The organism is Sphingomonas aquatilis (genome assembly GCF_014196115.1).
Classification (GTDB): Bacteria; Pseudomonadota; Alphaproteobacteria; order Sphingomonadales; family Sphingomonadaceae; genus Sphingomonas; species Sphingomonas aquatilis.
The window spans coordinates 153,681-169,354 of sequence record NZ_JACIDB010000002.1; the positions used below are offsets into that span (position 1 = coordinate 153,681).

At 69.3% G+C, this 15,674-nt stretch carries 10 protein-coding genes; 4 read left to right on the forward strand and 6 right to left on the reverse strand.

Annotated elements, in window-relative coordinates; all coding sequences use genetic code 11:
• Positions 1-18 precede the first annotated feature (18 nt).
• Together GGR47_RS06655 and GGR47_RS06660 are read right to left on the reverse strand one after the other, a co-directional pair.
• Positions 19-1,836 carry an AsmA family protein gene (locus tag GGR47_RS06655; protein WP_147037221.1) on the reverse strand — a complete coding sequence of 606 codons (1,818 nt, stop codon included), beginning with the start codon at positions 1,834-1,836 and terminating at the stop codon, positions 19-21.
• 97 nt (positions 1,837-1,933) lie between these two features.
• Positions 1,934-2,095 (reverse strand): DUF1674 domain-containing protein, encoded by a 162-nt coding sequence (locus GGR47_RS06660; protein ID WP_078462240.1) that lies wholly within the window; start codon positions 2,093-2,095, stop codon positions 1,934-1,936.
• A 57-nt stretch (positions 2,096-2,152) separates the two neighbouring features.
• Here GGR47_RS06660 and GGR47_RS06665 point away from each other — a divergent pair, with 57 nt between their 5' ends.
• The 4 genes from GGR47_RS06665 (at position 2,153) to purH (ending at position 7,961) form a co-directional block, all read left to right on the forward strand.
• Positions 2,153-3,481: an RsmB/NOP family class I SAM-dependent RNA methyltransferase gene (locus tag GGR47_RS06665; RefSeq protein ID WP_147037222.1), complete on the forward strand. Its 1,329-nt coding sequence runs from the start codon at positions 2,153-2,155 to the stop codon at positions 3,479-3,481.
• Between the two features lie 192 nt (positions 3,482-3,673).
• Positions 3,674-4,330 carry a ribulose-phosphate 3-epimerase gene (gene rpe, locus GGR47_RS06670; RefSeq protein WP_183949480.1) on the forward strand — a complete coding sequence of 219 codons (657 nt, stop codon included), beginning with the start codon at positions 3,674-3,676 and terminating at the stop codon, positions 4,328-4,330.
• A 7-nt stretch (positions 4,331-4,337) separates the two neighbouring features.
• Positions 4,338-6,101 (forward strand): heparinase II/III family protein, encoded by a 1,764-nt coding sequence (locus GGR47_RS06675; RefSeq protein WP_183949481.1) that lies wholly within the window; start codon positions 4,338-4,340, stop codon positions 6,099-6,101.
• 297 nt (positions 6,102-6,398) lie between these two features.
• Positions 6,399-7,961: a bifunctional phosphoribosylaminoimidazolecarboxamide formyltransferase/IMP cyclohydrolase gene (gene purH / locus GGR47_RS06680; RefSeq protein WP_147037466.1), complete on the forward strand. Its 1,563-nt coding sequence runs from the start codon at positions 6,399-6,401 to the stop codon at positions 7,959-7,961.
• 169 nt (positions 7,962-8,130) lie between these two features.
• Here purH and GGR47_RS06685 read toward each other — a convergent pair whose 3' ends face one another.
• The 4 genes from GGR47_RS06685 to nadB all read right to left on the reverse strand — a co-directional run bounded on the left by GGR47_RS06685 (position 8,131) and on the right by nadB (position 15,622).
• The gene (locus GGR47_RS06685) at positions 8,131-9,645 is read right to left on the reverse strand and encodes a lipopolysaccharide biosynthesis protein (protein WP_147037470.1); all 1,515 of its coding nucleotides are present in this window, start codon (positions 9,643-9,645) and stop codon (positions 8,131-8,133) included.
• A gap of 142 nt (positions 9,646-9,787) precedes the next feature.
• Positions 9,788-12,556: a DNA polymerase I gene (gene polA, locus GGR47_RS06690; protein ID WP_147037436.1), complete on the reverse strand. Its 2,769-nt coding sequence runs from the start codon at positions 12,554-12,556 to the stop codon at positions 9,788-9,790.
• A 246-nt stretch (positions 12,557-12,802) separates the two neighbouring features.
• Positions 12,803-13,873 carry a serine hydrolase gene (locus GGR47_RS06695; RefSeq protein ID WP_147036622.1) on the reverse strand — a complete coding sequence of 357 codons (1,071 nt, stop codon included), beginning with the start codon at positions 13,871-13,873 and terminating at the stop codon, positions 12,803-12,805.
• A gap of 156 nt (positions 13,874-14,029) precedes the next feature.
• Positions 14,030-15,622 carry an L-aspartate oxidase gene (gene nadB, locus GGR47_RS06700; protein WP_147036623.1) on the reverse strand — a complete coding sequence of 531 codons (1,593 nt, stop codon included), beginning with the start codon at positions 15,620-15,622 and terminating at the stop codon, positions 14,030-14,032.
• Between the last annotated feature and the right edge of the window lie 52 nt (positions 15,623-15,674).

Sequence of the window (15,674 nt, forward strand, 5' to 3'; positions counted from 1 at the left end):
AGGGGGCGAGGGGGATTGTCATGAGCCCAGCACGCGTGCCGACAGCGCCGCGCAATCGGCATCGCCCGCGCGCGGTTCCTGCTTGCCGGTGATCGCGCGGCCCAGCGCCTTCAACACGTTGCCGACCGATTTGACCTGCGCCGGCACGACGATCTCTGGCGCGCTGAGCGTGCCGGTGAGGAAGGCGGCGCCGGGCAAGCGGAGCAGGCCGTCACCCTTGGGGGCACCGGTCAGCCGCATGTCGAGCCGTTCGGCGGGGAAACGCACCGTGCCGGTGCCGCGTAGTTGGCTGGCGCTGGTGTCGACGATCATCGGCGCGGCGTGGCCCAGGCCGTCCGTCACCTTCAGCCCGACGATGACGCAGCGCAGACGGGCGCGTTCGCTCTCCCCCGCCAGCAGCGCGCGTCCGGCATCGAAACCCAGCGCCGCGGCGTAGCGCTGCGGCAGCGTGCCGTCGCGCACCACGAAACCGATGCGGCCGTCGGACCGCCCCACCGCCGCGCGGATCGTATCGCCCCGCCCAGTCAGGCGCGCGCGCGCTGCGATCCGCCCGGTGAAGTCGCCGCCGGTGCCGGGCAGCGCCGCAACGCGCGTGCCGCTCAGCCGCATATCGACCGTCAGCAGCGGGCTGGGCGCGCCGTCGCGCTGGTCGACGCGCAGGCTGCCCTTGGCAGTGCCATCGGCGAGCACCAGCGTCAGCGGTGCAACGTCGAGCCGCTTGTGGTCGAGTGCCAAGACCGTCGACAGCGCGCGCACCGGCGTCGGTCCGCTGCGGCTGACCACGCGCGCGATGCGGAGCGATATGCGGCCGTCGGTTTCGCCGATCTTGCTGAGGTCGATGCGCGTATCGGGCACGACATGCGGTCCGATCGTGCGTTCGCGCGCCGCGGCTTCCGCGCGACCTTCGTCGGAGGCTAGATCACCGAAATCGAAGCGGTTGGCGGTGACGGCGCCGTCCAGCTTCGTGCGGCCGTCCTGCTTGTCGACCGTGACATGGCCGGCGATGTCCGACTGGCCGATCGTGCCTTTCAGGTCGTTGACGATCCATTTGGGCGCGTCGTGGCGCACATGCGCGGTCAGCGCGACGGGTTGCGTGCCGAACAGCCCCGCTTCGATCACCGCGTCGATCAGGCGAAGGTCCGCGGCACGCGTGGTGACGTCCAGCGTCATCGCATCGGTATCGAGCGGCACGTCGGTGCTGCCCTTGGCGCGCATCGACAGACGGTCGCCGTCGATCGTCGCGGTGAAGGGCCAGGGGCCGGGGGTGGGCTGCGCGACCGAGGCGCCGTCGAGCGCGATGCGGACGGGCACACCGCGGATCGTGCCGCTGCCCTTGGCGCGTAAGCCTTGTGCGTCGGACGAGACCTGCACCACCGCGCTGCGGCGGCGCTTGTCATCGCGATAGCGGATGGTGGCGTCGCGGATCATCAGCCCCTTGAGATCGCTCGACGCGCCGCCGCTTTCCGCCTCGCCGGGCCGCGACCAGTTGGTGCGGCCGTTGGCATCGCGCACCAGCGCGAGGCTCAAACCGTCCGCGACGACATCGCGCGGGCGGAAGGTGCCGGTCAGCAGCGGCCAGACGGGGAAGGTGACCCGCGCTTCGCGCAAAGTCAGGAAGTTGCCGGAGCCGGCCCAGCCCGCCTGCGGGATGGTCACGTCGCGGACGCGGATCGTCGGGGTGAAGCCGATCGTATCCACCCGGTCCATCGCCCCGATCACCACCGGTCGCCCGAAGCGCTTGGCCAGCCGATCGGCGACCACGCCCTTCAACATGCCATAGGGAAAGGCTGCGATGACCAGCAGCAACACCAGCGGCACCGCGACGAGGACAGGCACGTAACGCCTGCCGGGGCGGAGACGGGGGGTCATGCCTGCGGGACGCGCCGGAACGCCATTGGTTCCGGCACGGTCCTTCGCTCCGGTCGATGCCGGATCAGAAATCGATCGCGATGCCCTTCAATTCCCAGTCGCCGTAGCGCGTGGGATCGAGCCCCAACGGGTCTTCCGTCTTCGGCTCCACCGGCTCCGGGGTGGGCACGGGCGGGTTCTTGCTGAGATAGGCGGGCGGCTTCAGATGTTCGGGACGTTGGCCCATCGCGTCTCTCCGGTCTAAGGGACCCGTATATCGTTCCGAACCGAAGGTTTCTCAAGCTTGCCCGATCCCCGCCGTCCCCGAGCCGGTCACCGTTTCAATCGTGAGCCCGCCGCCGCTGCCGAGCCGCTCGGCACGCCGTCGCGCCGTGCCGCTATCCGCCTGCTCGACGCGGTGCTGCGCCGGGGCGAGCCACTGGAGCAGGCGCTGGTCGCGGCGACGCGCCACGTCTACGGGCCCGACCGGGGGCTGGCGCATGCGATCGCGGCGGAGGTGCTGCGGCGTCTGCCCGATCTCGACGTGCTGATCGATTCGGTGACGGAGCGCCCGCTGCCCGAGGATGCCAAGGCGCGCATGGCGCTGCGCATCGCGCTGGTGCAGGCGCTGGTGCTGGGCACGCCGCATCACGCCGCGATCGCGACCGTGCTGCCGCTGGTCGACGGCGGGCCGCGCAAGCTGGTGCATGGCGTGTTCGGCGCGATCGTCCGGTCGGGCGTGCTGCTGCCCGAAATTCCCGCCCTGCCGCCGAAGGTCGAGGCGCGGTGGGACGCCGCCTGGGGGCCTGAGATGGTCGAGGGCGCGGCACAGGCGATCGCCGCGCCGCCGCCGCTCGACCTCAGCCTCGCTGACCCCGCCGAGACCGAACACTGGGCGCGCGAACTGGGCGGCACCAGCCTGATGCCGGGGCACGTCCGCCTGACCGACGCTGCCGCGGTGACCGAACTGCCCGGCTTTGCCGAGGGGCGCTGGTGGGTGCAGGATATCGCTGCCTCCATCCCCGCGCGGTTGCTGGCCGACGGGATCGCCGACGGCGCGCACGCGATCGATCTGTGTGCGGCGCCCGGCGGCAAGACGCTGCAACTCGCCGCCGCCGGGTATCGCGTGGCCGCGGTCGATGTGTCCAACGCCCGGATCAAGCGGCTGCGCGAGAACCTGTTCCGCACGCGGCTGAAGGCGGAGGTGATCGCCGCCGACGTGCTGAAATGGGCGGCGGATGCGCCCGCCGATGCATTGCTGATCGACGCGCCGTGCAGCGCCACCGGCATCTTCCGCCGCCATCCGGACGTGCTCCACCGCGTCCACCCGGCGATCGTCGAGGAAATGGCAGGCCTGCAGGCCCGTTTGCTCGCCCGCGCCGCCGATTGGGTGAAACCCGGCGGGCGTCTCGTCTTCGCGACGTGCAGCCTCGAGCCGGCCGAGGGCGAAGCGCAGCTGGAACGCTTTTTGGCCGACCGCCCGGACTATGCCATCGATGCGCCCGATGCCGCGCTGCTGCCACCAGGCGTCCCGGTGCAGTCGGGCGGTTACGTCCGCACGCTGCCGGGGATGCTGGCGGCCGAGGGCGGCTGCGACGGATTCTTCATCGCCAGGCTGTGGCGGAAGAGCTGACGCCCGCCTCGCTCATCCCGTCACCCCGGACTCGTTCCGGGGTCCACCGGGCCGCAGGGGGAGGGCAAGAGGCTCCAGCCATTCCCCTCGCCGCAGAGTGGACCCCGGAACAAGTCTGGGGTGACGACGGGTTTTGGTTAAACGACCGCCCAACCGCATTGCCATCGCCCGACAGGGGCTTAGAGAGGCGCCATGCAGCCGGTCCGCATCGCCCCGTCCATCCTGTCCGCCGATTTCGCCAAATTGGGCGAAGAAGTCCGCGCCATCGATGCCGCGGGCGCCGACTGGATTCATATCGACGTCATGGACGGCCATTTCGTCCCCAATATCACGATCGGCCCGGCGGTGGTGAAGGCGCTGCGCCCGCACACGACCAAGCCGTTCGATGTCCATCTGATGATTTCGCCGGTCGATCTGTACCTCGACGCCTTCGCCGAGGCGGGCGCCGACACGATCACCGTCCATCCGGAGGCGGGGCCCCACGTCCACCGCACGATCCAGCATATCAAGGGGTTGGGAAAGCGCGCTGGCGTCGTGCTCAATCCGGCGACGCCGGCCAAGATGCTCGACTATCTGATCGACATGGTCGACCTGATCCTCGTGATGAGCGTCAACCCCGGCTTCGGCGGGCAGAGCTTCATCGACAGCCAGCTGAAGAAGATCGCCGCGATCCGCAAGATGATCGATCACAGCGGCCGTGCCATCGACCTGGAGGTCGATGGCGGCGTCGACGCGACGCATGCCCGCCGCTGTGTCGAGGCGGGTGCCGATGCGCTGGTCGCCGGCACCGCGGCCTTCCGTGGCGGGCCGGCCTGCTACGCCGCCAACATCGCCGCGCTGCGGGGCTGATGCGCGCATGAGCGACCTGTCGCCCCATCGTCATCCCGTGACCCCGCTCGACGGGCCGGATGCGCCCGACGGGATCGAGGAGGGCAAGCGCCTGATGCGCGTCGGCGGCGACAAGGGGCTCAGCCTCGCCGAGCGGCTCGCCGAACGCTTTCACAAGCTGACGTGGCGCACGCCGATCCACACGATGCGACTGAAGGGTCGCTATCCGCTGAAGCTGGTCGCGGTGCCCGACGATCCCGTGATGGGCGACGTGCGGCGCGGCCATGCGTTGCTGCGTGGCGAGCTGGCGTTCCAGGGCGAGACGCACCCGATCGACACGCTGGCGTTCAAGCGCGGCGACTGGGGCCGGCCGTTTGCCGAATACGTCCACAGCTTCGCGTGGCTGCGCGACCTGTCGACCGTGGCGACCCGCGCGCAGGGCGCGCCGATCGCCGAGGCGCTGATGGCGCGCTGGCTCGACGATTATGCCGAGCGGATCGATCCGCTGGCGTGGCGCCCCGATCTGTGGGGCCGGCGGCTGCTGTTCTGGACGTGCCACGCGCCGCTGATCCTGTCGTCGACCGACCTCGTCTATCGATCGAGCGTTCTCAACACGCTGGCGCGCGGCGCCCGCCATCTCGATCGCGGAGCGGACAAGGCGCCGCCGGGCGCGCCGCGGATCGCCGCCTGGTGTGGGGTCATCACCGCTGGCCTGCTGATCCCCGGCGGCGACCCGCGCCGTGCGTTCGGCGAGGCGGGCCTCGCGCGTGCGCTGGCGAGTGGTTTGAGCGACGACGGCGGTTCGGTGTCGCGCAGCCCGGCGATGCTCGCCGACACGATCCAGCTGCTCAGCACCTTGCGCGAGGTCTACACGGCGCGGCGCGAAGAGATGCCCGAAGCGGCGCAGACCGCGCTCGCCCGTGCGGTGCCGGCGCTGCTCGGCGTCATGCACGGCGACCGCATGCTGGCGAGCTGGCAGGGCGCCGGCCCGGCGACCGCCGACGATCTCGCCGCGCTGATCGAGGCGAGCGGCATCCGCACCCGCCCGCTGCGTCAGGCGCGCGACTGGGGTTATCAGCGGCTTGCTGCGGGTGGCGCGGTACTGATCGTCGATGCCGCCCCGCCGCCGATCGCCAAGGTGGTGGAGGGTGGCTGCGCTTCGACGCTGGCCTTCGAATTTTCCGACGGCGAACAGCGGTTGATCGTCAATTGCGGCGGCGCGCGTGCGGCCGTCGCGCAACTGCCCGCCGCCTTTGCCGAAGGGCTGCGCACCACCGCGGCGCATTCGACGCTGACCGTGGGCGATTCGAACTCCACCGCGATCCACGCTGACGGCACGCTGGGCCGCGGCGTTGCGCAGGTCGAGCTGTCGCGGCAGGAATCGGACGTCGCCAGCCGGATCGAGGCGAGCCACGACGGCTATGTCCGCCGCTGGGGCCTTATCCACCGCCGCCAGTTGATGCTGACCGGCGACGGCAAGGAACTGCGCGGCGAGGACGCACTGCTGCCGCAGGGGCGCCGCCGCAAGGCGGGCATGGCGCCCTTCTGCATCCGCTTCCACCTCGGCGCGGGCGTGCAGGCCTCGCCGACCGCCGACGGCCTCGCCGCGCTGCTGCGCCTGCCCGGCGGTGCGCTGTGGCAGTTCCGCTGCCGCGGGGGAATGCTGACGATCGAGGATTCGCTGTGGATCGACGGCGAAGGCCGCCCGGTCGCGACGCAGCAACTGGTCGTGTCGGGCGAGGCGCCCGCCGGGGGCGCCAACGTCAGCTGGGCGCTGAAGCGGGCGATCTGACCTGGTGGATGACTGACGCTCCATTCCTCCCCCGCCAGGGGGAGGGGGACCGTTCGGCGCAGCCGAATGGTGGAGGGGGAGGGCAGCAGCGCGTTTCCGAACGGGCGTCACCCTTTCCTCCCCCTCCGTCACCGCTGGCGCGGTGCCACCTCCCCCTGGCGGGGGAGGAAAGTGTCATAGTGCCCGATTGCGCTGGCGTGGCCGTGTTCGAGGCCGTTGACCGCAACTCCCACCTGTTCCCCGACGCCATCCGTCGCTAGGGAACGCGCGCGAGACTCCTCCCCCGCTAGGACCATCATGACCACGATCCCCATCCGCCGCGCCCTACTGTCCGTGTCCGACAAGACGGGGGTCGTCGACCTCGCCCGCGCGCTGGCCGACAAGGGAGTCGAGCTCGTCTCGACCGGCGGCACCGCCAAGGCGCTGCGCGACGCCGGCCTGACCGTGAAGGACGTCAGCGACCTTACCGGCTTCCCGGAGATGATGGACGGCCGCGTGAAGACGCTGCACCCGATGGTCCATGGCGGCCTGCTCGCGGTGCGCGACGACGCCGAGCATGCCAAGGCGATGGCCGACCACAATATCGGCGCGATCGACCTCGTCGTCGTGAACCTCTACCCCTTCGAGGCGACGGTCACCCGCGGCGCCGACCGTGACACGGTGATCGAGAACATCGACATCGGCGGCCCCAGCATGGTGCGCTCCGCCGCCAAGAATCACGCTTATGTCGCGATCGTCACCGATCCCGCCGATTACGCGATGGTCGCGACTGGCGAGACCAGCCTCGACCAGCGCCGCCTGTTCGCCGCCAAGGCCTTCGCTGCCACCGCCTCCTATGACGGCGCGATCGCGCGTTGGTTCGGCACGGTCGATCAGGCCGAGGCCTTCCCGCCGGTGCTGCCCGTCACGATGCGCCGCGCCGCGACGCTGCGCTATGGCGAGAACCCGCATCAGTCCGCCGCCTTCTACGCCAGCCATGACGGCGTGCGGGGCATCGGCCAGGCGCGGCAGGTGCAGGGCAAGGAGCTCTCCTACAACAACCTCAACGACGCCGACGCGGCGCTGGAGCTGGTCGCCGAATTCCGCGACGCCGCGCCCACCTGCGTTATCGTCAAGCACGCCAACCCCTGCGGCGTCGCGACGGGCAAGACGCTGGAAGACGCCTATGCCGAGGCGTTCGCCTGCGACACCGTGTCGGCGTTCGGCGGCATCATCGCGGTCAACCGCCCGCTCGATGCGGCGACGGCGAAGGCGATTACCGGCATCTTCACCGAAGTCGTCGTCGCGCCGGATGCCGACGAAGAGGCGCTGGCGCTGTTCGCCGCCAAGAAGAATCTGCGCCTGCTGCTGACCGGCGAGCTGCCGGATCCGGCGCGTGCCGGCCTGTTCGCCAAGACGATCGCCGGCGGCTGGCTGGTGCAGGATCGCGACGCCGGCGTGCCGGGTGATCTGCAGGTCGTCACCAAGCGTGCGCCGACAGAGCAGGAGCTGGCCGACTGCCGCTTCGCCTGGACGATCGCCAAGCACGTCAAGTCGAACGCCATCGTCTATGCCAAGGACGGTGCGACCGCCGGCGTCGGCGCGGGGCAGATGAACCGCCTCGAATCCGCCCGCATCGCAGCGTGGAAGGCGAAGGACGCGGCGGAGAAGGCCGGCTGGGCGCAGGCTCGGACGATTGGCTCGGCGGTGGCGTCCGACGCCTTTTTCCCCTTCGCGGACGGCCTGATGGCAGCGGTAGAGGCCGGCGCGACGGCGGTGATCCAGCCCGGCGGTTCGATCCGCGACGATGAGGTAATCGCGGCGGCCGATGCGGCGGGCCTGGCGATGGTCTTCACCGGTATGCGTCACTTCCGCCACTGATCGGGACGATAAGTCCTCCCCCGCCAGGGGGAGGGGGGACCGTTCGGCGTCAGCCGAATGGTGGAGGGGGAGGTAAGCGGCGCGCGTCGTTTTTTTGAGGACGTCGCTTTCCGCCCCCTCCGTCACCGCTTCGCGGCGCCACCTCCCCCTGGCGGGGGAGGACTTCGGTTCACCGCACCGGCGATCCGACATTGGGCAGCGTCGCTTCTTCCGCGGTCGGCATCTTGCCGAACAGGGCCCGGTCCGCCGGGCCGAACGCCCATTTCCACAATACGAACAGATAGGTGGCAGCGATCGCCGGTTCGCCGCCGGCCAGCTCCAGCCATTCGAAGTCGTGCGGCAGCATCGTGAACGCCGCGCCGACGACGATCGCGGCCAGCGCCGCCCCCGCCAGCGACCAGCGCCACGGGGATACCGGTGCGGACAGGATGCGCCCGAGCAGCCGCGCCTTGATAATAGAGGTAAGGCCGACGCCGATCATCAGCGCCACCGCCGGTCCCGCCGCCTGCCACGTCTGCGGCAGGCCCAGCCGCCGCATGCCGAGGATCAGCGCGAAGCTCAGCGCGATCTGCACGCCCAGCATCGCGATGGAGATCATCAGGTTGCGGTGCCGCGCGGTATAGACCAGCGCCGATTCGCACACCGCGCCGGTCGAGGCGAGCACTTCGGCGAACAGCAGGAAGCCGAGCGCCGCGCTGCCCGACACGAATTGCGGCCCGACGACGCCCATCACCGCTTCGGCGGGAATCGAACCCATCAGCGCAAGGCCGGTCTGCGCCGCCATGATCCAGAAGGCGACCTGCCGCACCTGATTGGCGATCGCGACGCGATCGTTCACCGCCAGGCTCTGCGTGATGACAGGCCCGAGGATGGGATCGAAGCTGGTCTTCAGCTTCTGCGGCAATGAGGCGACCTGCTGCGCCATGTAATAGATGCCGACGACCTTGGGTTCGAACATCACGCCTAGGATAAAGCGGTCGACGTTGCGGGTGCCCCATTCCAGCGCGTCCGCCCCTGCCAAGGGCGCATTGGCGCGAGCGAGGCGGAACAGCTGCCCCAGATGCGGCGACCAGCCGTGTGGTACGCCATAGCTGCGAATGAAGGGCACGAAGCTGGCGATCAGCGCCGCGATCATCGACGCGACATAGGAGAGGACGAGGCCATCCTTGATCGTGACGAACGAGAACACCCAGGCGGCGATCGAGATCGTCCATGGCTCGACCACCGCGCGGGCGGTGACGGTCGCCTTCACATTGTGGCGATAGGCGAGGGCGGCGAGGCTGACGTCGGACCAGGCAACCGCGACGATGATACAGGGTAGGAAGCGGTCCAGCCCCGTCACATGCGTGTTGGCGTACATCACCTCCGGAAAGGCGATCAGCACCGCACTCGCCGCCATCGACAGGACGAAGGCGAGCGCGAGCGCGTCCCACACCACGCAGACGTGCGGCTGGTCGGAGGAGGACAAGGCTTGCGCGAGGCCACGCTTCAGGCCGAGCGTTGCGACGAGCGCGGCGAGTTCGACCACCACCACGGCGAGTGCGAAGCGGCCGACGAGGTCCGGACCGTAAAGCCGGCCCGCGATGAACAGGAACGGGATGCGCGCGGCGAGGCGCAGGACGAAGCCTGCGATATTGGTGCGACCGCCTTTGGCGAGCGCATCGATGTCTTTGGTTTCGGTCACGGGTGAGCGATCGAGAGGGCGTCGTCCCCACCCTCACCCTTCCCACCCGGCTGCGCCGGGCGGGCCCCTTCCCTCTCCCATTGGGAGAGGGAGGGAGGCGCGCAGCGCCGGAAGGGTGAGGGCGGGCGCGGGACGGCCACGATCAATGCGCCGCTCCCCAGCTCGCACCGACGCCGATCTCGATTCCCAGCGGCACCGACAGGGAAACAGCCGGTGCGGCAGCCTCCGCCATGACGCGCTCGATCACCGGCTTGGCCGCCTCGACGTCGCCTTCGGGCAATTCGAATACCAGTTCGTCGTGCACCTGCAGCAGCATCTGCACGTTGGGCAGGCCCGCCGCGAGCAGGGCCGGCTCCATCCGCACCATGGCGCGCTTGATGATGTCGGCGCTGGTGCCCTGGATCGGCGCGTTGATCGCAGCGCGCTCGGCGCCCTGGCGTTCGTGCTGCACCTTGCTGCGGATGCGCGGGAAGTGCGTCTTCCGCCCGAACAGCGTCGTCGTATAGCCGCGCTCGCGCACGCTTTGCGTCGTCTCGGCGATGTAATTGTTGATGCCGGGGAAGCGATCGAAATAGCGGTCGATCATCGCCTGCGCCTCGTCGGCGGTGACGTCGAGCCGCCCCGCCAGCCCCCAGCGGCTGATGCCGTAGAGAATCGCGAAGTTGATCGTCTTCGCCCGGCCGCGCGTGTCGCGGTTGACCTCGCCGAACAGCTCCATCGCGGTGAGCGAGTGGATGTCATCGCCATTGGCGAAGGCGGCCTTCAGCGCCGGGACGTCCGCCATATGCGCCGCCAGCCGCAGCTCGATCTGCGAATAGTCGGCCGCCAGGATGACGTTGCCCGGCTCGGCGACGAAGGCGTCGCGGATCTGGCGCCCAACCTCGGTGCGGATCGGGATGTTCTGCAGGTTCGGCTCGGTCGAGGACAGACGGCCGGTCTGCGCGCCGGTGAGGCTGTAGCTGGTATGGACGCGGCCGGTGCGCGGGTTGATCTCGTTCTGCAGCGCGTCGGTATAGGTGTTCTTGAGCTTGGTCAGCTGGCGCCAGTCGAGCACGCGCGCGGCGATCTCGGCACCGGGCGAATCCTTGTCGGCGGCGATCCGCTCCAGTTCGTTGACGTCGGTCGAATAGACGCCGGACTTGCCCTTGCGGCCGCCCTTGATGCCCATCCGTTCGAACAAGACGTCGCCCAGCTGCTTGGGGCTGCCGATCGTGAACGGCGCCCCGGCGAGGCCGTGGATCACGGTTTCGAGCGCGGCGATCTGCTCGCTGAACCCGGCCGACAGCGCCGACAATTTCTCGCGATCGACCTTGATCCCGCGCGTCTCCATGCGCGCGATCACCGGCACCAGCGGTCGGTCGACCATCTCGTAGACGCGAGTCGCCTCTTCGGCGGGCAGCCGCGCCTTGAAGCGTTTCCACAGGCGATAGGTGACGTCGGCGTCCTCGGCGGCGTAGCGGGTCGCCGATTTCAGGTCGATCTCATGGAAACCGCGCTGCGATTTCCCCGTGCCGACCACGTCCTTGTAGGCGATGCAGCTGTGCGACAGATGCGTCGCGGCGAGCTCGTCCATGCCGTGGCCGTGCAGCCCGGCGTCGAGGTCGAAGCTCATGACGATCGTGTCGTCGTGCGGTGCGACGGCGATGCCGGCGAGACCGAGCACGATCATGTCGAACTTCAGATTGTGCCCGATCTTGAGGACGGATGCGTCCTCGCACAGCGTCTTCAGCCGCGCGAGCGCCTCGGCTCGGTCGATCTGCACCGGCGATTCGGCGAGCAGATCAGTCGTGCCGTGGCCCAACGGGATGTAGCACGCCTTGTTGGCGCCCAAGGCGAGCGACACACCGACCAAGTCGCAGCGCGTCGCGTCGGTTCCCGTCGTCTCGGTATCGATCGCGACCCAGCCTTGGTGTTGCGCCTCGGCGACCCACCGGTCGAGCGTCGCGGCATCGACCACCGTTTCATAGCCATCATGGTCGCACGGCGGATCGGCCTCGAACGGCACATCGGCGGGCGCCGCGACGGGGGCGTCGGCGACCTGACCCAACCGGTTCATCAGCGTCTTGAAGCCGTGATGCTCCAGGAAGGCGCGCAAGGGCGCGACGGGAATGCCGCTCGCGGGCAGTTCCAGTTCTTCGAGCGGATGCACCAGCGGCACGTCGCAGGCCAATTCGACCAGCTTGCGGCTGAGGCGCGCGGCCTCGGCATGTTCGATCAGATTCTCGCGCAGCTTGCCCTTCTTGAACGCGTCGGACGCCGCTGCGGCAAGCACGCCCTCGACATCGCCATGTTCCAGGATCAGCTTGGCGGCGGTCTTCGGGCCGACGCCGGGGACACCGGGCACGTTGTCGACGCTGTCGCCCATCAGCGCGAGCACGTCGCCGAGCTTTTCCGGGCCGACGCCGAACTTCTCCACCACCGCATCGGGGCCGAGGCGGCGGTTGTTCATCGTGTCGAGCATGTCGACCGACGGATCGGTCATCAGCTGCATCAGATCCTTGTCGGAACTGACGATCGTCACCTGCCAGCCCTGCGCCAGCGCCGCCTTGGTGTAGCTGGCGATCAGGTCGTCTGCCTCCCAGCCTTCCTCCTCGATGCAGGGCAGCGAGAAGGCGCGGGTGGCGTCGCGGATCATCGGGAATTGCGGGACCAGATCTTCCGGCGGCGGCGGGCGGTGCGCCTTGTACTGATCGTACATCGCGTTGCGGAAGGTCTGCGACGATTTGTCGAGGATGACCGCCATGTGCGTCGGGCCATCCGCCTTGTGCAGCTCGTCGGCGAGCTTCCACAGCATGGCGGTATAGCCATAGACGGCGCCGACCGGCTCGCCGTGCCGGTTGGTGAGCGGCGGCAGGCGGTGGTAGGCGCGGAAGATATAGCCCGAGCCGTCGACGAGATAGAGATGGGGCATCGTGGGTGCCGTTTAGCGGATCGGCGGGGGCGCACCAACCTCTGGCGAGCAGGGCCGCAAGCTTTGGCGGAGTGTGGCTTTTGGGGCACAAACTTGCCCAAGTCCTCCCTCGCTTCAGCGGGGGAGGGGGACCGCTCGGCGATAGCCGAGTGGTGGAGGGGGCGGTTCCACAAACGCGACGTTCGCCGTATCCTCCCCCTCCGTCAGCGCTGGCGCGCTGCCACCTCCCCCTGGCGGGGGAGGACTTTAGGAGGTGGCGTCGTTCGCGACGGCGGCGGCCACCGCCTGGATCAGTTGCTGGCGTTCGCGGATCGGGCGGCGGCTGTCGCCGATCATCACGGCGATCGCGTAGCGGCGGCCGTCGGGGGCGGTGAGCAGGCCGACGTCGTTGAAGCCGGCGTTGCGCGAGCCCAGGTCCTGACCCGTGCCCGTCTTGTGCGCGATCTTCCACCCCGCCGGGATCGCGGCGCGCAGGCGGGCGCGGCCGGTGACCGACGCACCCATCGTGTCGAGCAGGATGCGCGTCGAGGTTTCGGTGAACAATTCGCCGCGGGCGAGGCGCGCGAGCGCATCGGCGATGGCGAGCGGCGCGGCGCCGTCGGGCGGATCGTTGACGTAGGCGTCCAATGCCGCGGCGCGCACCTCGGGCGACAGGCGCGAGCGGGCGAGTTCGAAGCCATTGCCCTTCGACATGGTCGCCTGGTTCCAAACCAAGCCGGCGGTCTTCGACTGGAGCAGGCGTTCGCCGGGACCGAAGCGGATGTCGCCAAGCTGCTTGCGCTCGATCATCGCGCGCACGGCGCTCGGCCCGCCGACATAGGTCAGCAGGCGGTCGTTGGCGGTATTGTCGCTGTGCGTGAGGGCACGGGTGAGCAATTCGCCGACGGTGGTGTGATAGCCGTCGCCCTTCACCAGCATCGCGATCGGCTGGTGGAACAGCGTCAGATCCTGGTCGCGGACGACGACGGGATCGTCGAGCCGTGCTTTGCCCTGGTCGCGCAGGTCCATCAGCGTCATCGCGACCCACAATTTGCTGACCGACTGTTGCGGCATGCGGGTGCGCGCGCCGGGCGAGGTGACGGTCCAGCCATCGTCGACTGCGCGGATCGCGATGCCGAACTTGCCGTCGAAATTGCGGGCGAGGCTGTCGATCGCCGCGGTGAGGCGGGCGGGCGCGACCCGGCGCGGCGGCGGCGCGGCGGCGGGGATGGGGATCGACACCGCGGCAGAGGGCGTGGTCACCGCCGGCACGGGGCCGTTGCCGCCCGGCCGCGCATTCGAACCGCAGGCAGCGAGTGCGGCGCAGACGCCGGTCATCAGGATGGATCGGGCCGACCGGCCGTACGCTATCATAATCGTGAACTGGCCCCCGCTAGGCGTAGCATCCTCCATATCCGCCATTTCGGGTGCGGATACCGGCGAAACAAGCCGCTGCGGTGAAGCGCGGCGCACGCGCGGCGAATCGCGTCGGCATCAGGGCACCAACACTGTGTCGACCGCCTCCGCCGCCGTCTGCGGATAGTCGAGCGTATAATGCAGGCCGCGGCTTTCGTGGCGGTGCAGCGCCGAGCGCACGATCAGCTCGGCGGTCTGGAGCAGGTTCCGGAGCTCGATCAGGTCGGGCGTCACGCGGAAATGGCCGTAATAATCGGCGACCTCGCCGGTCAGCATCTGGATGCGATGCTGCGCGCGTTCGAGCCGCTTGGTGGTGCGGACGATGCCGACGTAATTCCACATGAAGCGGCGGATTTCGGTCCAGTTCTGCTTGATGACCACCTCTTCGTCCGAATCGGTAACGCGGCTTTCGTCCCACGGCCGGATCACGGGGACGGGAGGCAGGCTGTCCCAATGCGCGGCGATATGGTCGGCGCAGGCTTCGCCGAACACGAAGCATTCGAGCAGGGAGTTGGACGCCAGGCGGTTGGCGCCGTGCAGCCCGCTTTCGGTGCATTCGCCCGCCGCATAGAGGCCGGGCAGGTCGGTGCGGCCGTCGCGGTCGATGACGATGCCGCCGCAGGTGTAATGCTGCGCGGGCACCACCGGGATCGGCTGCGTCGTCATGTCGATGCCGAGGCCGAGCAGCTTTTCGTAGATGTTGGGGAAGTGGCCCTTCACGAACTCCGGCGGCTGATGGCTGATGTCGAGATGGACGTAATCGAGGCCGTAGCGCTTGATCTCCGCATCGATCGCGCGCGCCACGACGTCGCGCGGCGCCAGCTCCATGCGCTCGGCGTCGTAATAGGACATGAAGCGCTTGCCGGTGGTCGGGTTGATGAGCCGCCCGCCCTCGCCACGCACCGCCTCGGTGATGAGGAAGTTCTTGACCTCGAGATTGTACAGGCAGGTCGGGTGGAACTGCATCATTTCCATGTTGGAGACGCGGCAGCCCGCGCGCCATGCCATCGCGATGCCGTCGCCCGTCGCGCCGCGCGGAGCGGTGGAGAAGAGGTAGGTGCGCCCTGCGCCGCCGGTGGCGAGGATCGTCGCGCGCGCGGTGTAGAGGGTGACGCGGCCCGTGCCCCGATCGACCGCATAGACGCCCCAGACGTTGCCCGCGCCCGAATAGCGCTGTTCGTGCCGGCTGGTCGCGAGGTCGATCGCGACCTGATCGGGGACGAGGGTGATGTTGGGATGCGCCTCGGCGGCGCGTTGCAGCGCCTCCTGCACCGCCCAGCCGGTCGCGTCGGCGACATGGACGATGCGGCGATGCGAATGGCCGCCTTCGCGGGTGAGGTGGAGCGCGTTCCCCTCGGTGGCGAAGGGGACGCCAAGCTGCGTCAGCCGTTGAATCGCGGCGGGGGCGTTCTCGACGACGAATTCGACGATATCGCGGTCGTTGAGGCCCGCGCCGGCGACCATCGTATCTTCGACATGGTTGTCGAACGTGTCGCCGGGTTCGAGCACCGCGGCGATTCCGCCCTGCGCCCAGGCGGTCGACCCTTCGTTGAGCGCGCCCTTGGCGAGGACGGTGACCTTGAACCGGTCCGCGAGATTGAGCGCCGCGGTGAGCCCGGCGGCGCCCGAGCCGACGATCAGCACGTCGGTGGCGGGGGGTGATTCGCTCATCGCGGGGCGCTTTCATGGCCGCGGAAGTGGACGAGGTGGACGATACGTATCG